This window comes from Aggregicoccus sp. 17bor-14 (genome assembly GCF_009659535.1).
Classification (GTDB): domain Bacteria; phylum Myxococcota; class Myxococcia; order Myxococcales; family Myxococcaceae; genus Aggregicoccus.
In genome coordinates this window covers 455,775-476,184 of record NZ_VJZZ01000004.1, presented here as the reverse complement: position 1 = coordinate 476,184, position 20,410 = coordinate 455,775, and the positions used below count along the sequence as shown (strand labels likewise).

Here is a 20,410-nt window from a genome sequence, read left to right as displayed (position 1 = left end):
TGTGGACGGCCCGCAGCCGCGACCACTTCCTTCAGGGGCAGTGTCTGCTGCTCACAGGGGGAGCGACCGAACGCAAGGAGCCCAGCGGGAACGATGGGTCCTGCGTCCGGTCGGGCTCACGACTCTGGGGCAGCGCGAGCGCGACGCAACGCAACTCAGTTTCGGGAACCCTCCCGGGTACGCTGCGAGGGCCTGCACCGGCGCCCTGGGCGCCGAGCCAGAAGGCGGCCGTCTGCGCAGGACAGGGCGCGGGCGCCGTGGGGGCTCGCCTCGGTGACGAATAGGAAGCGATGCGCAGGGTTCGTCTCGGAGATGCGCAGGGTTCGTCGCACGAGCGCTGCGCGGGAGAGCCCGCCCTTCATGGGGTAGAGACCATCCGACCGCGCCGTGAACCTGCATGAAGGGTGGCCTTCCCCCCGCCCTCCGAGGTGTCGCGCGGCGATGCGGATGTCCAGCCTTCGCACGGCACCGCCGGCGTCATCCCGGCGTCACGGCGCGCGCCTCGAGCGAGGAACCCATGCAAGCGCTGTCGTACGAAGGACCCTGGCGGGTCACCGTCAAGGAGAAGGCGGACCCGCGAATCGAGCATCCCCAGGACGGCATCGTGCGCGTGGAGACCGCGGCCATCTGCGGCTCGGACCTCCACATCCTGCACGGGTTGATCCCCGACACCCGCGTGGGCTCCACCTTCGGCCACGAGTTCGTCGGGATCGTCGAGGAGGTGGGCAGGCAGGTGAAGGGCGTGCGCAAGGGCGACCGCGTGGCGCTGCCGTTCCAGATCTTCTGCGGCGCCTGCTACTTCTGCCAGCGCGGCCTCAGCTCCTGCTGCATGAACACCAGCCCGAGCACGGACGCGGCGGCCGGCATGTACGGCTACTCGCACACCATGGGCGGCTACGACGGTGGCCAGGCCCAGTACGTGCGCGTGCCCTTCATCGGCGTGGACGCGGAGAAGGTCCCCGACGACGTGTCGAGCCTGGACGCACTGCCCATCACCGATGCCTTCCCCACCGGCTACCAGGCCGCGGAGATGTGCGACATCAAGGGCGGGGAGACCGTGCTGGTGCTCGGCTGCGGCCCGGTGGGCCTCTTCGCCATGTGGTCGCTGTGGGCCATGGGGGCCGGGCGCGTCATCGCCGTGGACCAGGAGGAGTACCGGCTCGAGTTCGCGAGGCGCTGGCTCGGCGTGGAGACGCTCAACTTCCGCGACGTGGACGTGGTGACGGCGGTGAAGGGGATGACCGAGGACCTCGGTGCGGACGCCACCATCGATGCGGTGGGCGCCGAGGCGGCAGGCTCGGCCACGCACCGCGCGCTCGGCATCTACGCGAAGCTGGAGGCGGGCAGCCCGCAGGCGCTGAACACCGCCATCCACGCCACGCGCAAGGGCGGCGTCATCTCCGTCATCGGCGCGTACGGCCCGCCCTTCACCAGCGTGGACATCGGCACGTACATGAACAAGGCGCAGACCATGCGCACGGGCCAGGCGAGCGTGAAGCGCTACATGCCCCACCTCTTCGAGCACATCCGCGCCGGACGCATCCGCCCCTCGGAGGTGCTCACGCACCGCGGTCCGCTCGAGGCGGCCCCCGAGCTCTACCGGACCATGGCGCGCAAGCACGACGGCTGCATCAAGGTCGCCCTGTTCCCCAACGGCACCACCATCCACTGACTCCGGAGACACACCATGCAGACACTGACCGAAGTGACGCAGGAGAAGCTCCGCGAGCCGAAGGTGACCGGGCTCGGCGACATCTACCAACGCTCCGGCTACAAGGCCCTGGAGCCGCCGCGCCGGCCCTCGCACTGGGGCGTGGATCGCGACTACGCGCGCCGCCCCGGCGTGCCGAGCCACCGCACGCCACAGCTCATGTCCAACGCGCAGGTGGACATCGTGCGGATGGACCCGGCCCGCTCCGCGCCCTTCAAGCACGGGCGCAGCAACCGGGAGTGGCCCCCGGTGTTCGGCACCGTCTGCCAGCCCAAGGGCCTCTCCGGCCTGGTGCGCAAGTGGGCCAACAGCTACCCGGACCACAAGCCCCAGCACTGGCTGCTCAAGCTGCTGGGAGACCGCGTGGACTCGTTCGAGCACCGGCTCGCCAAGCTCGCGCCCGTGGCAGTGCCGCTCGCGGTGGCAGGGCTCCTCGGCCGCCGGTACTTCGCGGAAAGCGGGGGAGGCACTCGGCGCGTCAACTTCAGCGCGGTGCGTGGTGACCTGCGCCGCGCGCCGGCTCTCTCGCCGCGAGCACGCTACGCGCACTGACTTCCGAGGGCCCGGTTCGCCTCCCGCCGGCAGCATCCTGCGCCGGGTGGCGTGCCGCGCCCGAGCTCCGCTGTGGGCGACAGCAAGTGCACCACGCCGCCCGCGCGGCGCGTTCCCTGTGCGCTGCACCCGCAGCTGAGTTGCAAGACCGAGCACGCGCTCCTTCGGCCCACGGGCAGCAAACGTCAGGGCGGGCCCTGCAGCGCTGCACTCACCCCGCTGCCGCGCGGCACGCCCGCTCGGTACTAGGGGGTTGTCCTGATGTGACCTCCTGCGAAAGCTCGTCTTGAGCTGCTGCAACTCCATGCACAGCCTGCCCAGGGAGACGCCATGAAAGCACTCGTCTACGAGGGACCGCGCAAGGTCAGGGTGAAAGAGGTGCCGGACGCGAAGATCGAGCGGCCCACCGATGCGGTGGTGCGCATCCGCAGCACCAACATCTGCGGCTCCGACCTGCACATGTACGAAGGCCGCACCGACATGGAGTCGGGCCGGGTGCTCGGGCACGAGAACCTCGGAGAGGTGGTCGAGGTCGGCCCGGCGGTGGACAAGCTGAAGAAGGGCGACTGGGTCGCCGTTCCCTTCAACATCAGCTGCGGCCACTGCGCGAACTGCGAGCACGGCCTGACCGCCTTCTGCCTCACCGCGAATCCGTCGGGCACGGCCGGTGCCGCCTACGGCTTCGCCGACATGGGGCCCTACAACGGCGGGCAGGCCGAGTACCTGCGCGTGCCCTGGGCGGACTTCAACTGCCTGCGGCTGCCCGAGGACGCCGAGGAAAAGCAGCTCGACTACGTGATGCTCGCCGACATCTTTCCCACCGGCTACCACGTCACCGAGCTCGCCGGGCTCATGCCGGGCGAGTCCGTCGTCATCTACGGTGCAGGGCCCGTGGGACTGATGGCCGCGCTCTCGGCCACCCTCAAGAGCGCGAGCAAGGTGATGGTCGTCGACCGCCATCCGGACCGGCTCGCACTCGCCAAGAAGATCGGCGCCATCCCCATCGACGACTCGAAGGTGGACCCCGTCGAGCGGGTGATGGAGCTCACCAACGGCAAGGGCGCCGACCGCGGCTGCGAGTGCGTGGGCTACCAGGCGCACGACCCGCAGGGCAAGGAGCACCCCAACATGACGATGAACAACCTGGTGAAGTCGGTGAAGTTCACCGGCGGCATCGGCGTGGTGGGCGTCTACGTCCCCCAGGACCCCGGCGGCCCGAACCCCCTGGCCAAGAATGGTGAGATCGCCTTCGACTGGGGCATGCTCTGGTTCAAGGGGCAGCGCGTGGCGACCGGCCAGTGCAACGTGAAGGCCTACAACCGCCAGCTGCGCGAGCTCATCCACGTGGGCAAGGCGAAGCCCTCGTGGATCGTCTCGCACACGCTCCCGCTCGACAAGGCAGCGGACGGCTACCAGCACTTCGACAAGCGCGACAACGGCTGGACCAAGGTCGTCCTGCAGCCGGCCGCCTGACCGAAGCGCACGGGAGTCCCATGACGGCACCGCGGCGAGGGTCCTCGAGGGCAAGCACGAGCGTGAAGCGCGCGGACGGGCGGTACATGGGCCGCGACTCCCCACCGCGCGACGTGCAGCTCGTCGGCGCCCGGGGCAGCTACGTGGAGGGGGCGGACGGGCGCCGCTACGTGGACTTCACCGCGGGGTGGTGCGTGGGCAACCTCGGCTGGGACGTGCGGGAAATCCGCGCACGCCTGCGCCGCTTCGACGGCCCCGACTACGTCCACCCCTCGTACCTGTATGGGCCGTGGACGGAGCTCGCGAAACAGCTGGCGGACCTCACCCCGGGCCGCCTGCAGCGCAGCTATCGGGCCACCGGTGGAACCGAGGCGGTGGAGATTGCCCTCCAGCTGGCCATGGCCTCCACCGGCCGCTCGAAGTTCGTGTCCATCGAGGACAGCTACCACGGCAACTCGCTGGGCACGATGAGCGTGGGCGCCTCCGAGTACCGGGAGCACCTGCCCAACCTCCTGCGCGGCTGCCTGAAGCTGAAGCCCCCCCTGGACGCCAACGCGGTGGACCGGGTGGAGCGGCTGCTGCGCAAGCGGGACGTGGCCGCCTTCATCATGGAGCCCATCATCTGCAACCTGGGGGCGCTCGTCCCCGACGCGCAGTTCATGCGCGGCGTCCAGCGCCTGTGCCGCCGCTACGGGACGCTGCTCATCCTCGATGAGGTGGCCACGGGCTTCGGACGCACGGGCCGCCTCTTTGCCTCCGAGCTCTTCGGCCTCGCGCCGGACATCCTCACGCTGGGCAAGGCCCTCACGGGCGGGCACGCGGGCATCGGCGCCACCGTCGCCACCGAGCGGGTGGCCCGGGCGGCCGAGGGAAAGGTCAACGTCTATTCCACGTACGGCTGGCACCCGCTCAGCGTGGAGGCAGCGCTCGCCACCCTCGCGTACCTGCGCGAGCACCAGACGCAGTTGCTGAAGAACGTGGCGGAGCGCAGCGAGGACTTCCGCTCCCGGCTCCACCCGATGGACTTCGGCTCCCCCGTGGACATCCGCGTCACCGGCCTCGCCATCGGCCTGCAGTTCGAGAATGGGGCCTCCGCCGGTGCGCTCGCCGAGCGCTGCCGCAAGGCGGGGCTCCTCCTGAGCATCGACGACGACACCCTCACTCTCTTCCCCGCGCTCACCATCTCCAGGCAGACCGTGCACGAGGGCCTGGACATCCTCGAGCGCTGCCTCTGAAGGAGAACGCACATGCCCCGCTGGCTGGAACAGACAAGTGGCTTCCTCCTTCTCGCGGTCGTGCTGCTGGACGTGTTCCTCACCGTGCTCTACGCGCGGCTGGGCACGGGCATCCTGGCGCCGCGGATCTCACACGGGGTCTGGCGGCTCTTCCGCGCGGCGTCGCGGCCGCTGGGCAGGCACCGCCGCGTCGCCATGTCCTTCTGCGGGCCGGCCGTCCTTGGGGTGCTGGTGGCGACGTGGGCCCTGGGACTGACGCTCGCAACGGCGCTGGTCATCCACCCGGTGCTCGGCACGGCGGTGCGCGCCAGCAGCGGACCGACCCCGACCGACTTCATCACCGCCATGTACGTGGGCGGCAACAGCGTCTCCATCGTGGGGGGCAGCAACTTCTCCCCGCAGACGGGGGCCTTCAAGCTCTTCTTCCTGTTCAACTCGCTGGCGGGCCTGTCGGTGGTCTCGCTCACCCTCACGTACCTGATGCAGGTCTACTCCGCGCTCAAGGAACGCAATGCGCTCGGGCTGCGCCTCTACCTCTTCTCCGCGCAGCGCGAGGACGCCGCGGAGCTCGTGGCCCGGCTCGGTCCGAAGGGGCAGTTCCAGGGCGGCTACTCCAACCTGTCGGAGCTGGCGGCTTCGGTCGCCGCGATGAAGGAGATCCACCACTTCTACCCGGTGCTCTTCTACTTCCGCTTCACCGTGCCGTACTACGCGGTGTCCTCCATCTGCACGGTGAGCCTGGATGCCGTGTCGCTCATCCGCAGTGCGCTGGACGAGCAGGAGTATGGCTGGCTGCAGGAGTCGGGCGCGGTGGCGGAGCTGTGGGAGGCGTCGAGGCTCGCGAGCGGCTCCCTGGCCGAGACCTTCATGTCGAGGGGCGCGGCCCACCCGGAGCCGCCGAGCGCGGAGGTGAAGGAGCGCTGGCGCCGGCGCTACAGCGCCGCGCTCCAGCGGCTGCAGCAGGCCGGCATCCGGACCGCCGAGGACGAGGAGGCGGGGGCCCGCCACTACGTCGCGCTGCGCTCGGAGTGGGACGGCGTGGTGGGCCAGCTCGCGACGGCCCTGGCCTACCCGCGGGAGGAGATCGACCCGGCGGGTACGCACCCGGAGCGGATGCTGAAGGGACCCTCGCCGATGCGGGAGCTCGCGCGCGAGCCCTTCCCGCAGGGCCCGCGGGAGGGGCCCCGTCCGCTGCACTAGTGCGCAGGCGGCGAGCGGGGGAGTGAGCGTTCCCCCGGAACATGGTCTGCCGCCACCGTTGGCGCGCTGCGCAGCCCTGGGTGTGCCGAAGGCGGGGCGAGCTGGGCCCCGCCCTCGGGTCCGATGTTGCCCGGGGCGCTCGGGCGCTAGCGACCCGTCATGCGCCGCTCTCCAGACGACATCGATCCGGACCGCCGCCGGCTCCTCGGCACCGCCGCCACGGTGCTGGCCGTCCCGTGGCTCAGCACCGCGGCCGAAGCCGCGACCAAAGCCCTCGACCCGAAGGGGGCGGAAGGCACGCGCCCGGCTTTCGGCACGCTGAAGCAGGTCGAGGCCGGCGCCCTCGACATCGGCTACGTCGAGGCCGGGCCCGCCAGGGGGCCGGCGGTCCTGCTGCTCCACGGGTGGCCGTACGACGTGCACACCTACGCGGAGGTCGCACCGAGGCTCGCAGCGGCGGGGTTTCGCGTGCTCGTCCCGTATCTTCGCGGCTATGGCTCGACCCGGTTCCGCGCGAGCGATGCCCTGCGCAACGGTCAGCAGTCGGCGCTCGGGCGCGACGCCATCGCTCTGCTGGATGCACTCGGGATCGAGCGGGCTGTCGTCGGCGGCGTCGACTGGGGCGCGCGCACGGCCAACATCGTGGCCGCGCTGTGGCCGGAGCGGTGCAAGGCCATGGTGTCGGTGAGCGGCTATCTCATCGGGAACCCGGCCCAGGCCGGCGTCCCGCTCCTCCCCGAGGCCGAGCACCAGTGGTGGTACCAGTACTACTTCGCCACGGAGCGGGGCCGCGCGGGGTACGAGAAGTACCGCCGCGAGTTCGCGCGCCTCATCTGGAGCACGGCCTCCCCGCAGTGGCGCTTCAGTGACGCGACCTTCGATGCGAGCGCCCGCGCGCTCGACAACCCCGACCACGTCGACATCGTCATCCACAACTATCGCTGGCGGCTCGGCCTCGCAAAGGGAGAGCCGCAGTACGACGCCCTGGAGCAGAAGCTGGCGCTCCAGCCGGCCATCACGGTCCCGACCATCACGCTCGAGGGGGACGCCAACGGAGCGCCGCATCCGCCCGCGAGCGCCTACGCGGCGAAGTTCGTCGGCAAGTACGCGCACCGGGTGATCAAGGGCGGCGTGGGCCACAACCTGCCGCAGGAGGCGCCGGGCGCCTTCGTGCAGGCCATCCAGGACGTGGACCGATTCTGACGAACCCGCCGCAGCCTCGCGCTCACCCGCGTGAGCATGCACGGCGCTGGGCCGGGACCGGCAGAGGCCCGCAACGGCAACGGGCGGTCGGGATTGCTCCCGACCGCCCGTCATTCCGAAGCTATTCGTGCTCCCCGACGTGGACTCGAACCACGGACATGGTGATTAACAGTCACCCGCTCTACCAGCTGAGCTATCGGGGAATGTGACTCTCCGCGGTGCGCTGCGGCGACGCGCTATTTAGGGAACCGTGCCTGCCCTGTCAACTCCGCCGTTCGATTCACTCGCACGATTGCGTGCACAGCCATGGGAGGCGCTCTCGGGACTCGCAGAAGTCGCCGGGGCGGCCATCGCCCGGGTCCTGGGGGGGACAGCCGCCGAGCGCGTGCTGGATCGCACTCTGCGTGATCACCGCGCCCTCGGCTCCGAGCAGCGCCGCGCCCTGGTCGAGGCCGTGTTCAACGTGGGCCTGTGGCGGCGCCGGCTCGTCTTCCACCTCAGGGGAGGGGAGCCCTCGGCGGCAGCGCACCTCTTCGCCCTCCTCCACGCCCTCGCCGGGGTATCGGCGCCCGAGGCGGCCCGGCTCGCGGGTCTCCCCGAGCCCTTGCCCCTCCGCCTCGAAGAGCCCGAGGCGCTCGCCCTGCGCCACTCGCTGCCGGACTGGCTCGCGGAGCACCTCGTGCGCGAGCTGGGCGAGGAGGCCGACGCGCTCTGCGCCCACCTCAACGTTCCGGCGCCCATCACCCTGCGCACGAACACCCTGCGCACCACGCGCGACGCGCTCGCCGCCCGGCTCGAGGCGGAGGGACTCACGGTGACGCCGGGCCGCTACAGCCCGCTCGCGCTGCACGTGCAGGGGCCGGGCGGCGCGCGCCCAAACCTCTACGGAATCGCAGCCGGGCAGGAGGGGCTTTTCGAGGTCCAGGACGAGGGCAGCCAGCTGCTCGGGCTCCTCATGGAGGCACGGCCCGGAGATAGCGTGCTGGACCTGTGCGCCGGCGCGGGCGGCAAGACGCTGCAGCTGGGCGCGGCGATGGGGGACACGGGGCGCCTGCTCGCGTACGACCCGGACGCAGGCCGCCTCGACCGGCTCCTGCAGCGCGCCGCCCGCGCAGGCCTGCGCCGGCTCGAGCTGCTCCGCGCCCCTCCCGGCCCCGAGCTCCAGGTGGACCGGGTCCTGGTGGATGCCCCCTGCTCGGAGCTGGGCACGCTGCGGCGCGGGCCCGACCTGCGCTTTCGCCTCGGCGAGGACGCCCTCACGCGCTGGCTGCCCGTGCAGGCCGGGCTGCTGCGGGACGCCGCCCGCCACGTGCGCCCCGGGGGCCGCCTCGTCTACGCGACCTGCACGCTGAACGGGGCAGAGAACGCGGCGCAGGTCGCTTCCTTCCTCACCGAGCACCCAGACTTCCACCTCGTCCGCCCCACGGGAGTCGACTCCTCGCTCCTGCAGGGCGACTTCCTCGCCACCTTCCCGCACCGCCACGGCACGGACGGCTTCTTCGCCGCCGTCCTCGAGAGGGCGGATGCCCGTCCGCTCCACGACCTGCCCACCCGCTGACCAAAGCCCGGGCCCGGTGCGCGAAGCCTGAGGTGCCCCGCACCCCAGGTGCTATGAGGCAGGGCGTGTCCGCCTGGCAGAAACCCCTCCCGCTGCGCCCACAGGATGCCGTGCACGTCGTGGCTCCGGCGGGGCCCTTCGACCGCCCGAGCTTCGACGCGGGGCTCGCGCTGCTCTCCGCGCGCTTCCGGGTGCGGCACCGGGAGGATCTCTTCTCCGCCCACCGCTACCTCGCAGGCGATGACGCGCGCCGCGGCGAGGAGCTGCGCGCGGCGCTCCTGGACCGCGAGGCGCGCGCGATCTTCTGCGCGCGCGGGGGCTACGGTGCGATGCGCCTCCTGCCCGGACTGCCGCTCGCGGACGCGGCGCCCTCGTCGCTGGTGGGCTTCTCGGACATCACGGCGCTGCACCTCGCGCAGCAGGCGCTCGGCCGCGTGAGCCTCCACGCCCCCGTCCTCACGCAGCTGGGCAAGCAGCCCGCGGACGTGGTGGAGCGCCTCTTCCGGCTCCTCGAGTCCCCCGAGCCTGCGCCCCCCCTCGAGGGCACCCGCCCCCTCGTCCCGGGCCGCGCGGAAGGAACGCTCGTGGGCGGAAACCTCTCCGTCCTCACGCGCCTGCTGGGCACCCCCTACCTGCCGTCCTTCGCGGGCACCGTGCTCCTGCTCGAGGACGTGGGCGAGCGCCCCTACCGCCTCGACCGGATGTGGACGCACCTGCGGCTTGCGGGCGTCTTCACGCAGGTGGCCGGCATCGTGCTCGGCGACTTCAACGGCTGCGAGGAGAAGGACGCGGGCTACGACAGCCAGGACGTGCTGCGCGCCCTGGCCGAAGAGACGGGCCTGCCGTGCGCGGCGGGCTTCCGCATCGGCCACGCCGAGATCAACCAGCCCGTGGCCCTCGGCACGCGCGTGCGCCTGGACGCGGGCGACTGCCGCCTCACCTTCCTCGAAGGGGCGGTGCAGGGATGAGCCGGCTCTCGGTGCTGCAGGAGCTGCTCGACCAGGGCGTGGAGCTGGGGCTCTTCCCCGCGGCCCAGGCGGTGGTGCTGCACGCGGGCGTGCAGGTGTACGGCGGCGTCGCGGGCGCGGCCACGGGCGAGACGCGCTTCGACCTCGCCTCGCTCACCAAGGTGATGAGCACCACGCCGCTGTTCCTGCGCCTGTGGACGCAGGGAAAGCTCGGCCCCGAGACGCCGCTCTCGCGCTTCTTCCCCGGCAGCCCCGTCGCCGACGCAGGCGCCACCGTGGCGGACCTGCTCTACCACCGCTCGGGGCTGCCCGCCTTCGTGCCCTTCTTCGCGGAGGCCCTGCAGAAGCACCCCGAGCTCCTGCAACCGGATTGCAAGAGCACCCTGCGCGCCGAGGTCCGCGAGTCCGTGGTCCAGGCCGCTGCCGCGACTCCGCTCGCGCAAGCGCCCGGCACCCGCGCGGTGTACAGCGACGTGGGCTTCATCCTGCTGGGGGAGATCCTCGCGCGCGCGGGCGGCGCCCCCCTGGACGTCCTCTACGGCCGCGAGGTGGCCGAGCCCCTGGGCCTCTCTGCGCGCTTCCAGCGCCTGAGCGACTTCCCGGCGGACGGCGCCGCGGCGCCCACTGGCGCCACGCGCCCGCGCGAGCCCGCGCCCGGGCAGGAGGGCCTGTGGCCGGCGCTCCCCAGCACCGCCTCGCACCCGGGCGAGGTGGACGACGACAACGCCTGGGTGATGGACGGGGTGGCGGGACACGCGGGCCTCTTCGGCACGGCGGTGGACGTGGCGCGGCTCGGCCAGGCGGTGCTCGCGGACTGCACCAATGCTGGGCACCTCGCGCCGGGCCCGCTGTGGCACCGCGCGCTCGCCACGGACACGAAGGTGCCCGGCAGCACGCGCAGCATGGGCTTCGACTCGCCCTCGAAGGAGGGCTCGAGCGCGGGCCAGCACCTGGGCAACCTGCCGCCCGGCGCGGTGGGGCACCTCGGCTTCACCGGCACCAGTCTCTGGGTGGACCTGCGCCGCGCGCTCGTGGTGGCGCTGGTCACCAACCGCGTGGCGCAGGGCCGCACGGACAACCGCATCCGCGAGTTCCGCCCCCTCTTCCACGACGCCGTCGTGGAGGCACTGGGCCTCATCCAGGAGAGCGAAGGACACCATGGCTGAGCAGCAAGCGCAGCAGCAGCAGGACAACGGCAACGTGCTGGACACCCTGGACCCCAAGAGCGTGCGCCGCATCCACCTGGTGGGCGTGGGCGGCACCGGCATGGGCTCCTTCGCCGGCATGCTCAAGGCGGCGGGCTACGAGGTGACGGGCTCGGACGAGAACGTCTACCCGCCCATGAGCACCATGCTGGAGACCTGGGGCATCCCGGTGATGACGCCCTACAGCCCGCAGAACCTCGACCGCGCGAAGCCGGACCTGGTCATCATCGGCAACGTCATCCGCCGGGTGAACCCGGAGGCCACGGCGGTGCGCGAGCGGGGGCTGAAGCAGATGAGCTTCCCGGCCGCCCTGGGCTCGCTCTTCCTCGAGCACGCGCACTCGGTGGTGGTAGCCGGCACGCACGGCAAGACCACGACGAGCAGCCTCATGGCGCACGTGCTGGTGGAGGCGGGGAGGGACCCCTCCTTCCTCGTGGGCGGCGTGACCCAGAACTACGCGGGCAACTACCGCGTGGGCAAGGGCGCGCACTTCGTCGTCGAGGGCGACGAGTACGACACCGCGTACTGGGACAAGGGCAGCAAGTTCCTGCACTACCGGCCGCGCACCGCCATCCTCACCAGCGTGGAGTACGACCACGCGGACATCTTCCGCGACCTGCCGCACTACGAGGCCACCTTCGACAAGTTCGTGCGCCTGATGCCGCAGGGCGGCCGGCTCGCGGTGTGCGCCGCGTACCCGAACGCGGTGGCGCTCGCGAAGGCCGCGAAGAGTGAGGTGGTCACCTACGTGGCGAAGGAGGGCGCGCAGGCGGACTACACGCCGCGCGGCGTCTCCTTCGGCCCCGAGGGCGCGCGCTTCGAGGTGCTGGAGAAGGGCAAGGCCCTGGGCACGGTGAAGCTGCCCATGAGCGGCGCGCACAACGTGGAGAACGCGCTGGGCGTCATCGCGGCGGCGCGCGGCCTCGGCCTCTCCTTCGAGGAGATCGCCAAGGGGCTCGCGAGCTTCCAGGGCGTGAAGCGGCGCCAGGAGGTGCGCGGCGAGGTGGGCGGCGTGCTCGTGGTGGACGACTTCGCGCACCACCCCACGGCCGTGCGGGAGACCATCCAGGCCATCCGCCACCGCTACCCCGAGCGCCGGCTCTGGGCCATCTTCGAGCCGCGCTCGAACACCAGCCGCCGCAACATCCACCAGGAGGACTACGCCCACGCCTTCACGGGCGCCGCGCGCGCGAGCCTCAAGGTGCCCGAGCACCACGACAAGGTGCCCCTGGACCAGGAGCTGAACGTGCCGAAGCTGGTGCAGGCGCTCGGCGACCAGGGCATCGCGGCGGACGGCGCCACCGAGGTCCCCGTGTTGGTGGAGCGCGCGGCGAGCGAGGCCAAGCCCGGCGACGTGCTGCTGGTGATGAGCAACGGCAGCTTCGGCGGCTTCATCGACAAGCTGCTGCCGGCGCTGCGCGCACGCTTCGCGGGGAGCGCGAAGTGAGGGCGGCGCTCGCCGCGGCGGCGCTGCTCGCCCTGGCGAGCTGCGCCCACTCGCCGGAGCAGAAGAAGCCTGTGCCGGTGGAAGCCGCGGAGAAGGGCAAGGGGACCCCGCTCGAGCTCCACTTGCAGCGCTTCCCGGGCGGGGAGCCGTGGTCGCTCGAGGGCGAGCGCGGCAGCGTGGTGCTGCTCGACGTGTGGGCCACCTGGTGCATGCCCTGCCGCGACACGCTGCCCGTGTACACGGAGCTGCAGCGCCTCTACGGCGAGCGCGGGCTCAAGGTGTACGCGTTCAACGTGGACGAGGATCCACGCGCCATCCAGCCCTTCCTCGACGAGTTCCACGTGAACGTGCCGGTGCTGGTGGGCAAGGACGCGGGCGTGGCCGAGCAGGTGCTCGGGCTGGGCGTCCTGCCGACCGCCTACCTCATCGACCGCAGCGGCGTGGTGCGCAAGAAGCACGAGAGCGCGGTGGGGGACACGGGCTCGCTCTTGCGCCAGTACCGCACCGAGATCGAAGCGCTGCTCGCCGAGCCGCAGCCGGAGGGGTAGAAGGCAAACGCTGAAACCGGCAGACGCTGAAGCAGGTGAGCGAAGCCGTCCCCTCTCCCTCTGGGAGAGGGTCGGGGTGAGGGAAGAGGCTCCTCACCCGTGTGACGCGCGAGAAGGAGTACGGACCATGGACCCCTCGATGCTGAACACGTTGCGCCGCAGCGCCGAGGAGGCTGCGCAGCGCGCAGGCCGCGTCCTCGCCGAGCGCTTCTCCGGGGCGCGCACCATCGAGTTCAAGGGCGGCATCGACCTGGTGACGGACGCGGACAAGGCGTCGGAGGCCGAGCTGCTCTCCTTCCTGCGCGCGCGCCATCCGGAGCACGCAGTGCTCGCGGAGGAGAGCGGCTTCAGCGCCGCATCTGCCTCGGGCGGCACGGGGCTGCGGTGGATCGTGGACCCGCTGGATGGCACCACGAACTACGCGCACCGGGTGCCGCACTTCTGCGTGAGCGTCGCGGTGGACTCACCCGAAGGGCTGCTGGCCGGCGCCATCTACGAGCCCCTGCGCGGCGAGCTCTACTCCGCGGCGCGAGGGCAGGGCGCCACGCTCAACGGCGCGCCCCTGCGCGCAAGCAGCACGGCGAAGCTCTCCCAGGCACTGGTGGGCACGGGCTTCCCCTACGACGTGCACGAGCGCCCCGAGGTGCCGATGGGGCTCTTGAACCAGTTCATCCCGCGCGCACGGGGCATCCGGCGGATGGGCAGCGCGGCGCTGGATCTCGCGTACGTGGCGGGGGGCCGTTACGACGCCTTCTTCGAGCTGGGGCTCAAGCCCTGGGACATCGCGGCCGGCGCGCTGCTGATGCAGGAGGCGGGCGGCGTGTTGACCCACGTGGACGGGGCGCCCTTCACGCTCGCGCGCGGAGACGTGCTCGCGTGTGCGCCGGGCATCGCCGCCGAGTGCCAGCAGCTCGCCGCGGGCTACCTCGCGCAGATGCGCTGGCAGCACCGCTAGGCGCCGTCCCACGCGCCCTCAGGGCCGCTGCAGCCGGGTGTTCGCATCGCGCAGGCGGGCACTGAGCACGCGCGCGATGTTGATCACGATGAAGGTGAAGCCGTCCCGGTACGTCTGCCGGAACTGGGTGAGCTGCTCGGCGGACAGCTGCAGCAGCTGCGCATCCGTGTGCGCGCGCACGCTCGCCGAGCGGTACTCCTTGTCGATGAGGCTCATCTCCCCGAAGAACTCGGGCGCCTGCAGCGTGGCGAGCACCCGCGCGCGGCCCGAGGGCTCGCGCCGGAACACCTCCAGCTCACCGGAGACGATCACGAAGAGGCTGTCGCCCAGCTCCCCCTCCTCGAACACCGCCTCGCCCGCCGCGTAGTGCCGCGGCACCGAGAGGTCCGCCACCGCCGAGAGCTCCTGGTTGCTGAGCATCTCGAACAGCGGCGAAGCGGAGATGACCGAGAGCTTCTCCACGGCGTCCTCGCGCGGGCGGGCGGGAAGCTACCCGCCGCCCTTCTTGAGCTCCGTCAGCACCAGCTTCGCCACCGCCTTGAGCGTGTCGAACACGCCCACGCCCGTGGGCGCCACCGCCTGGTACTCCGGGATGTTCTTCGGGTTGAGCACCTTGCGCATCTCGTCCATCGTCACCGCGTTGGGCAGGTCGCGCTTGTTGTACTGCAGCACGTAGGGGACCTTGTTCAGGTCGTAGCCCTGCTCCGCCAGGTTGATGCGCAGGTTCTCGATGCTCTCCATGTTCGCCTCCATGCGCTCGACCTGGCTGTCGGCGACGAAGACGACCCCGTCCACTCCCTTGAGAATGAGCTTGCGGCTGGCGTCGTAGAACACCTGCCCGGGCACCGTGTACAGGTGGAAGCGCGTCTTGAAGCCGCGGATCTCACCGAGCGAGAGCGGGAGGAAGTCGAAGAACAGCGTGCGATCCGTCTCCGTGGAGAGCGAGATGAGCTTGCCCTTCGTCTCGGGGTTGGTCTTGTTGTAGATGTACTGCAGGTTCGTCGTCTTCCCGCACAGACCGGGCCCGTAATAGACGATCTTGCAGTTGATCTCGCGGGACGAGTAGTTGATGAAGGACATGGCTTCCCGGGTTACTCGCTGAACAGGTTATCGATGTCGTCGTCGGAGATCTCGGCGAACGGCGAACCGGCACCGGGGGCGTCCGTCTTCTTCACCAGGCTCTCGAAGATCTTCCCGAGCTCGTCGCTGGCCTTCTTGATGCGCAGGCGCACCAGGCCCAGGCTCGTGCGGTTGTCGAAGATGACCACCAGCACCACGCGGCTGCCCACGATGGTCATGTAGAGCGAGTCCTTCGCTCCCTCGTGGAACTGGTTCGGGAACTCGTTCTCCCCGATCAGCTTCGCCAGGCCGCCCATCGCCGCCACGTTGCCCGCCGTCAGCGACGCGAGGCTCGTGGTGTCGATGTTCTGCGTCTGCCCGGCGGACGAGATGAGCTGCCCGTTCTTGTCGACGAGGAACACCACCTTCGCGTTCGCGTCCTTGGTCAGCCGGTCGCAAACCGCGTTGATCTTGGTGAACTCCTCTTCGTACATCACCAGTTGCGTGCCCATGGGCGTTACGCTCCTCAGCGTTCGCTCGAGAAGAAGGGTTTCTAGAGTGAATTTCGGAGGTTAGTGCAGCGCTCCGGACGCTGCGAATGCTTAGCAAACGGACCCCGCTCCAGCAAGGCGGCACGTCGCGGCTCCAATCGACGTCGCGAGGCGCACATTCCCCTCCGGATGTGCGAGGGGCCACCCCGTCAGGGCGCGCGCACCGCGAGGTCGCGCACACTGCAGCGCACGCCGACGTGCGCCGAGGCCGACGCGTCCTCGATGAACAGCTGCGGGTCGTCCTCGGGGGCGCGAAAGGTGTAGGCGCTGCGCTCCGGGTCCAGCCCCACGCGCAGCGGCCACGCCTCCAGCCCTCCCACCCGGGCGCGGAAGTCCACCCCGAAGAGGTCTCTGGGCGCCGGGCTCGTCTTGCGGCGGTGGCCCTTGTGGGCGGAGGGGGAGGGCAGCGTGCACTGGCCCGTCGCCAGGAGCACGTAGGTCTCCCCGGCGCGCACGTTGTGCAGCCGGAAGGTGCGCTGGCCGCCGCTCTCCACCACGCCGCGCGTGCCCCAGGCCTCGCGCCCCCGGCGCAGCCGCGCGGGCGGCGGCTCGCGCAGGGCCGCCTCGCGCTCGCGCGCCTGCTGCGCCCGGGCCAGCTCCGCGAGCTGCTGGCGAGCCTCGGAGCGCGCCGGGAGCTGCGCGCGGGCCTCCCCGAGCAGCGCCTGCGCGCGCGCCGAGCGGGGCGTGGCGCGGGTCTCGAGCAGCCGCACCACCTGCTCGGGCTCCCCCTCGTCGCGCGCGAGCTCGGCGCGCAGGAGCCGCTCCTCACCGCCGTCACCGGGGGTGCGCAGGGCCTCGTCCAGAAGCTGCGCCGCCGCCCCCCGCTCCCCCAGCGCGAGCAGGCTGCGCGCGTGGGCGAGCCGCACGCCGGGCGCGTCCGGAGCGAGCGCCAGCGCGCGCTGGCTCAGCCCGAAGGCGATCACGGCGTCCTCCGCGCGGCAGCGCCCGGCGTCGAGCACGAGCTCCCCCACGTCGCGTACACCCGCGCTCCCCGCGGCCTCCAGCCGCGCCTCGCACGGGGGCCTTGGGGCGGCGGAAGAGGGCAGGGCGGCGAGCGCGGCGAGCAGGAGCGAGAGCAGCATAGGCAGTCATCCCTGGATACCCTGCCGGGCTGACAGCCGGGCGTTCCCAGGCCTGCCGTCCCTCTCTGCGGCACGACGGAAACACGGTAGTCTTCCGCCCTCTTGGCTCCCCGGTTGCGCTTGCTCCACTGCCTGCTCTTCGCCCTGCTCGCCGCGTGTGCGGCGGGGGCGGGATCTGCGCAGGCGCAGGTGCCCCAGGCCGAGCTGCGGGTGCGCGCGGGCGCGGCGCTGCGCAGCGGCGGCCAGCAGGACGCGGGGCCGGGCCTGAGCTACGCGGGCCACACCTTCGACGACCTCGGGCTGGACGCCGCGGCCTTCGTCCACCCCCGGCTCGCCCTGCGCCTCTCGCTGCAGCGCGAGGCCTTCTCGCTCGTCGAGGGCGCCGACGCGGTCACCTCCGGCAGCCTCGTGCGCGCCTCGCTCGGCCCTGCGCTGCGGCTGGGGCTGGGGCCGCTGCGCGCGGAGCTCGGCGCGGGCTACGAGCTCGCCCAGCTGCCCCTCTTCGGCGACTCGCGCACCCCCCAGCTCGCGCGCGCCGTGCGCCACGCCGCGCTGCTGGGCGCACGGCTGCAGCTGCCCCTGCCGCACGGGCTCCAGGCGGAGCTGCGCGGCGCGCTGCCGGTGACGCTCGCGGCGCACGAGGCGGGTGGAGGGGCGGCGAGCGCGAGCGGCTTCAGCGCGGGCGCGGCGCTGCTCGTGCCGGTGGCGCAGCGCGGGCGCTGGTCGGGCGCGCTGGTGCTGGACGCGCAGCACGTGCGCGACGCCGTCGCCTCCGGGGACGGCAGCGCGCACTCCACCCAGCGCCTCACGCGCCTGGGGCTCGCGCTGCAGGTGGCGCTCTCGGAGAAGGTGGCGCCGCGCTCCGGCGCCCTGCGCCTCTCGGTGAGCGACGCGCGCACGGGGCTGCCCCTGCGCTACGTGCCGGTGGCGCTCACCTCGGTGGGGCACGAGCAGGGCCTGCGCAGCTCGGACGGACGGGGCCTGCTCACGGCGGAGGGGCTCGCGCCGGGCGAGCTGTGGGCGCGGCTCGAGGTCCCCGGCTACCTGCCGGCGGAGGCGCGGGTGCAGGTGGTGGCCGGTGCGCTCACGCGCCTCGAGCTGCTCGCCCAGCCCACCCCCTACTCGCCTCCGCCCACCGGCACCCTGCGCGTGCGCGTCACCGACGCCACCAGCGGCGAGCCGCTTGCCGGAGCGCGCGTGCAGCTGGGCGAGGACGCCCTCGAGTCGGACGGCGACGGCACGGTGAGCGCGCCCTGGCTCACGCCCGGCCCCGTCGCGGTGCGCGTCTCGCACTCGCAGTACCGCGACGGCGAGGAGGCGGTGGTGGTGGTGGCCGGCAGCGAGACGCAGCTGCCGGTGGCGCTCACTCCGCTGCGCAAGCGCACCCCCGCGCTGCTCAGCGGCCAGGTGCGCAGCGCGGGCCTCGGCCGGCCGCTGCTCGCGGTGCTGGAGATCCCGCGCCTGGGCCTGCGGACAATTACCAACGCGGGCGGGGTGTTCTCGGTGCACCTGCCGCCCGGCACCTGGCGCGTCGTCATCTCGGCGGGCGAGCACCTCGCGCAGACGAAGCTCGTCTCCGTGCAGGACGGCGAGCAGGCCATCTTCAACGTGGATCTCTTCCCCGCCCACCGCTGAAAGGGCCCTGACGCACCGTGCGCCGCTCCCTCCTCCCCCTCGCGCTGCTCGCCGCCCTCGGCTGCCGGGCGCGCCCGGCCTCCGCGCCGGACGCGGGGACCCCTGCGGACGCGGGGCTCGCCAGCGCATGGCTCGAGGGGCTCACCCTGGAGGGGCTCACGGGCGAGGTCCGGGTGCTGCGCGGCGACGCCCCGGGTACCCCAGCGCTCGCGGGCCCGCTGCGGGACGGAGACCTGCTGCAGACGGGCGCCGCGGCGGGCGCCACGGTGCGCCTGCCGGACGGGCGCAGCGTGGAGCTGGGCCCCGCGGCGCGCCTGCGCGTGCAGGCGCGCGAGGGCCACGTGGAGCTGGAGGTGCTGCAGGGCGAGGTGCTCTCGCGCACGCCCGCCGCGGCGCCGGACGCACGGCCCGGCGGCCAGGTCGAGCTCGCGCTGCTCACCCCCCAGGGCCTTACCCGCGTCGGTGCGGGCGGCGAGGTGCAGGTGGCGGTGCGCGCGGGCGACAGCGTACGCGTGGAGGTGCGGCTCGGCGAGGTGGAGTTCGAGCGCCCCACGGGCGAGCGCACCCGGGCGCGCCGCGGCGAGGTGCTCGAGGTGACGGCGGGCCGCCTCGAGGTCGTAGCGCGCGAGCCGCGCGTGGTGGAGCTCGCCCCGCTGCGGGTGACGGTGCGCGCCGAGGGCGGCGGGGGCGCGCAGCTGCGGCGGCGCGGCGAGGCGGCGTGGCGCGCGCTGCCGTCGGCCGGCGAGGCGCTCGCCGCGGGAGACGCGCTGCGCACGGGCAGCAGCCCGGCGCGCCTCGCGCTCGAGGGCAGCGGCTCCTCGCTGCTCCTGCAGGGCCGCGGCGAGCTCGCCTTCGGCGGGGCCTCGACGGGCGATGCGCTGGACGAGGCTCGGGTCGAGCTGCGCCGCGGCGCGCTCGCGCTGCAGCTCGCACCGGGGCGCACCGGACGCCTCGTGCTGCCCGAGCTCACGGTGGAGGGCGGCGGCGCGGACGGCGGCGGGCTGCAGCTGGAGCGCGGCGCGAAGGGGCTCACCGTGGCGGCGAGCGCCGGCGATGCGACGCTGGTGCGCGGCGAGCAGCGCCACAGCCTGCGCGCGGGCGAGCGCGCGCGCGTCCCCGAGCGCGCGGGCGACGCCCTCGAGGTGGAGGCCGTGCCTGCGGCCCCGGTGGCGCTGCCGGCGGACGGCGCGGGCGCGGACGGAGCGCCGCTGCAGGTCTTCCACGCGGGGCTCACCGAGGTGGCCCTCACCTGGGCCGCGGCGCCGCCGCCCGAGGGCGTACAGGTGGAGGTCGCGAGCGACGCGGCCTTCGCGCACCCGGTGCTGGTGGGCCGGGTGCACGCCGCGAGCGTGAACGTGCCCGTGCCGGCGCGCGGCAGCCTCTACTGGCGGGTGCGGGGTGCGGACGGCGCGCCGCTCGCACAGGGCAGCGCCCACTTCGCGCCCGAGCCGCGGCAGCGCCCGCTCGCGCAGCTGCGCAACGAGGTGCCCGAGGGGCCCGAGCGCACCACCATCTTCTACCAGGACCGGGACAAGCCCCCGGCGGTGACCTTCACCTGGGAGCCCACGCCCGGCGCCACGCGCTACCGCCTCAGCGTCTACCGGGACGGTGCGCTCGACAGCCCGGTCACCGGCACGCTCACCCCGCTCACGCGCGCGGCGCTCGAGGCCGGAGCGCTGGGCGAGGGGCGCTTCCTCTGGTCGGTCGCCCCGCTCTCGGCGCAGGGCGCGGTGCTGCGCGGCGGGCGCATGAACAAGCTGGAGCTCGCGTACGACAACTCGGTGCCCGCCCTGATGGTGCAGGCGCCCCGCAACGGGCAGCGCGCGGGCACTGGCCCCGTGCGGGTGCTGGGCGTGGCGCCCGTGGGCAGCCGCGTGAGCGTGAACGGAGATCCGCTGCGGCTGGACGCCAAGGGGCGCTTCGATGCCCGGGTGGCCCCCAGGGGACAGCCGCCGCTGCTCCTGTTTATGATGAGCCGGCCCGGCGCACCGGACTCCCTGACGGTGCGCCGCCTGAGGTGAAGTCCCC

The 20,410-nt window shown here is 72.7% G+C and carries 18 protein-coding genes and 1 tRNA gene; 14 read left to right on the top strand and 5 right to left on the bottom strand.

The features are described from left to right. Positions 1-517: 517 nt before the first annotated feature. The 6 genes from FGE12_RS10825 (at position 518) to FGE12_RS10800 (ending at position 7,374) form a co-directional block, all read left to right on the top strand. Positions 518-1,672: a zinc-dependent alcohol dehydrogenase gene (locus FGE12_RS10825; RefSeq protein WP_153866282.1), complete on the top strand. Its 1,155-nt coding sequence runs from the start codon at positions 518-520 to the stop codon at positions 1,670-1,672. Between the two features lie 15 nt (positions 1,673-1,687). Continuing rightward, complete coding sequence (locus FGE12_RS10820; RefSeq protein ID WP_153866281.1) at positions 1,688-2,263, top strand: hypothetical protein; 576 nt, start codon at positions 1,688-1,690, stop codon at positions 2,261-2,263. A gap of 330 nt (positions 2,264-2,593) precedes the next feature. Next, complete coding sequence (locus tag FGE12_RS10815) at positions 2,594-3,736, top strand: glutathione-independent formaldehyde dehydrogenase (RefSeq protein WP_153866280.1); 1,143 nt, start codon at positions 2,594-2,596, stop codon at positions 3,734-3,736. Between the two features lie 86 nt (positions 3,737-3,822). Next, positions 3,823-4,971, top strand: coding sequence for an aspartate aminotransferase family protein (locus tag FGE12_RS10810; RefSeq protein ID WP_228530698.1), 1,149 nt, complete (start codon positions 3,823-3,825; stop codon positions 4,969-4,971). A 12-nt stretch (positions 4,972-4,983) separates the two neighbouring features. Then, entirely contained in the window at positions 4,984-6,171 is a 1,188-nt protein-coding gene (locus tag FGE12_RS10805; protein WP_228530697.1) for a potassium channel family protein, read from the top strand. A gap of 159 nt (positions 6,172-6,330) precedes the next feature. Continuing rightward, entirely contained in the window at positions 6,331-7,374 is a 1,044-nt protein-coding gene (locus FGE12_RS10800) for an alpha/beta fold hydrolase (RefSeq protein ID WP_153866278.1), read from the top strand. A 130-nt stretch (positions 7,375-7,504) separates the two neighbouring features. Here the strand turns inward: FGE12_RS10800 and FGE12_RS10795 are convergent. Continuing rightward, positions 7,505-7,577 (bottom strand) — tRNA-Asn (locus FGE12_RS10795). A gap of 185 nt (positions 7,578-7,762) precedes the next feature. On the opposite strand from FGE12_RS10795, the gene FGE12_RS10790 reads away from it, so the two are divergent. The 6 genes from FGE12_RS10790 (at position 7,763) to FGE12_RS10765 (ending at position 14,055) form a co-directional block, all read left to right on the top strand. After that, complete coding sequence (locus tag FGE12_RS10790; RefSeq protein WP_228530736.1) at positions 7,763-8,932, top strand: RsmB/NOP family class I SAM-dependent RNA methyltransferase; 1,170 nt, start codon at positions 7,763-7,765, stop codon at positions 8,930-8,932. A gap of 53 nt (positions 8,933-8,985) precedes the next feature. Continuing rightward, complete coding sequence (locus FGE12_RS10785) at positions 8,986-9,900, top strand: LD-carboxypeptidase (protein WP_153866277.1); 915 nt, start codon at positions 8,986-8,988, stop codon at positions 9,898-9,900. Continuing rightward, positions 9,897-11,066: a serine hydrolase gene (locus FGE12_RS10780; RefSeq protein WP_153866276.1), complete on the top strand. Its 1,170-nt coding sequence runs from the start codon at positions 9,897-9,899 to the stop codon at positions 11,064-11,066. Before FGE12_RS10785 ends, FGE12_RS10780 begins: the two co-directional genes overlap by 4 nt. Further along, entirely contained in the window at positions 11,059-12,552 is a 1,494-nt protein-coding gene (mpl, locus tag FGE12_RS10775; protein ID WP_153866275.1) for a UDP-N-acetylmuramate:L-alanyl-gamma-D-glutamyl-meso-diaminopimelate ligase, read from the top strand. The genes FGE12_RS10780 and mpl overlap by 8 nt, the downstream gene beginning before the upstream one ends. Then, on the top strand, positions 12,549-13,100 hold the full coding sequence (locus FGE12_RS10770; protein WP_194797777.1) for a TlpA disulfide reductase family protein: 552 nt from the start codon (positions 12,549-12,551) through the stop codon (positions 13,098-13,100). The genes mpl and FGE12_RS10770 overlap by 4 nt, the downstream gene beginning before the upstream one ends. A 127-nt stretch (positions 13,101-13,227) precedes the next feature. Then, positions 13,228-14,055, top strand: coding sequence for an inositol monophosphatase family protein (locus tag FGE12_RS10765; RefSeq protein WP_153866274.1), 828 nt, complete (start codon positions 13,228-13,230; stop codon positions 14,053-14,055). A gap of 18 nt (positions 14,056-14,073) precedes the next feature. Here the strand turns inward: FGE12_RS10765 and FGE12_RS10760 are convergent, their stop codons facing one another. The 4 genes from FGE12_RS10760 to FGE12_RS10745 form a co-directional block, all read right to left on the bottom strand. Beyond that, positions 14,074-14,517, bottom strand: a complete 444-nt coding sequence (locus FGE12_RS10760; RefSeq protein WP_194797776.1) for a cyclic nucleotide-binding domain-containing protein — start codon at positions 14,515-14,517, stop codon at positions 14,074-14,076. A gap of 27 nt (positions 14,518-14,544) precedes the next feature. Then, positions 14,545-15,135, bottom strand: a complete 591-nt coding sequence (gene mglA / locus FGE12_RS10755; RefSeq protein WP_153866273.1) for a gliding-motility regulator Ras-like GTPase MglA — start codon at positions 15,133-15,135, stop codon at positions 14,545-14,547. Positions 15,136-15,146: 11 nt separating this feature from the next. After that, on the bottom strand, positions 15,147-15,626 hold the full coding sequence (mglB, locus tag FGE12_RS10750) for a gliding-motility regulator GTPase-activating protein MglB (RefSeq protein ID WP_153866272.1): 480 nt from the start codon (positions 15,624-15,626) through the stop codon (positions 15,147-15,149). Positions 15,627-15,814: 188 nt separating this feature from the next. Then, positions 15,815-16,747 (bottom strand): hypothetical protein, encoded by a 933-nt coding sequence (locus tag FGE12_RS10745; RefSeq protein WP_153866271.1) that lies wholly within the window; start codon positions 16,745-16,747, stop codon positions 15,815-15,817. 120 nt (positions 16,748-16,867) lie between these two features. Between FGE12_RS10745 and FGE12_RS10740 the strand changes: the two genes are divergently transcribed. Next, entirely contained in the window at positions 16,868-18,382 is a 1,515-nt protein-coding gene (locus FGE12_RS10740) for a collagen binding domain-containing protein (RefSeq protein WP_153866270.1), read from the top strand. 17 nt (positions 18,383-18,399) lie between these two features. Next, positions 18,400-20,403, top strand: a complete 2,004-nt coding sequence (locus FGE12_RS10735) for a FecR family protein (protein WP_194797775.1) — start codon at positions 18,400-18,402, stop codon at positions 20,401-20,403. Positions 20,404-20,410: the final 7 nt, after the last annotated feature.

Coding starts and splice junctions, on each gene's coding strand:
- FGE12_RS10825 (WP_153866282.1), top strand. CDS start 518: ATGCAAGCGCTGTCGTACGAAGGACCCTGGCGGGTCACCGTCAAGGAG.
- FGE12_RS10820 (WP_153866281.1), top strand. CDS start 1,688: ATGCAGACACTGACCGAAGTGACGCAGGAGAAGCTCCGCGAGCCGAAG.
- FGE12_RS10815 (WP_153866280.1), top strand. CDS start 2,594: ATGAAAGCACTCGTCTACGAGGGACCGCGCAAGGTCAGGGTGAAAGAG.
- FGE12_RS10810 (WP_228530698.1), top strand. CDS start 3,823: ATGGGCCGCGACTCCCCACCGCGCGACGTGCAGCTCGTCGGCGCCCGG.
- FGE12_RS10805 (WP_228530697.1), top strand. CDS start 4,984: ATGCCCCGCTGGCTGGAACAGACAAGTGGCTTCCTCCTTCTCGCGGTC.
- FGE12_RS10800 (WP_153866278.1), top strand. CDS start 6,331: ATGCGCCGCTCTCCAGACGACATCGATCCGGACCGCCGCCGGCTCCTC.
- FGE12_RS10785 (WP_153866277.1), top strand. CDS start 8,986: ATGAGGCAGGGCGTGTCCGCCTGGCAGAAACCCCTCCCGCTGCGCCCA.
- FGE12_RS10780 (WP_153866276.1), top strand. CDS start 9,897: ATGAGCCGGCTCTCGGTGCTGCAGGAGCTGCTCGACCAGGGCGTGGAG.
- mpl (WP_153866275.1), top strand. CDS start 11,059: ATGGCTGAGCAGCAAGCGCAGCAGCAGCAGGACAACGGCAACGTGCTG.
- FGE12_RS10765 (WP_153866274.1), top strand. CDS start 13,228: ATGGACCCCTCGATGCTGAACACGTTGCGCCGCAGCGCCGAGGAGGCT.
- mglA (WP_153866273.1), bottom strand. CDS start 15,135: ATGTCCTTCATCAACTACTCGTCCCGCGAGATCAACTGCAAGATCGTC.
- mglB (WP_153866272.1), bottom strand. CDS start 15,626: ATGGGCACGCAACTGGTGATGTACGAAGAGGAGTTCACCAAGATCAAC.
- FGE12_RS10745 (WP_153866271.1), bottom strand. CDS start 16,747: ATGCTGCTCTCGCTCCTGCTCGCCGCGCTCGCCGCCCTGCCCTCTTCC.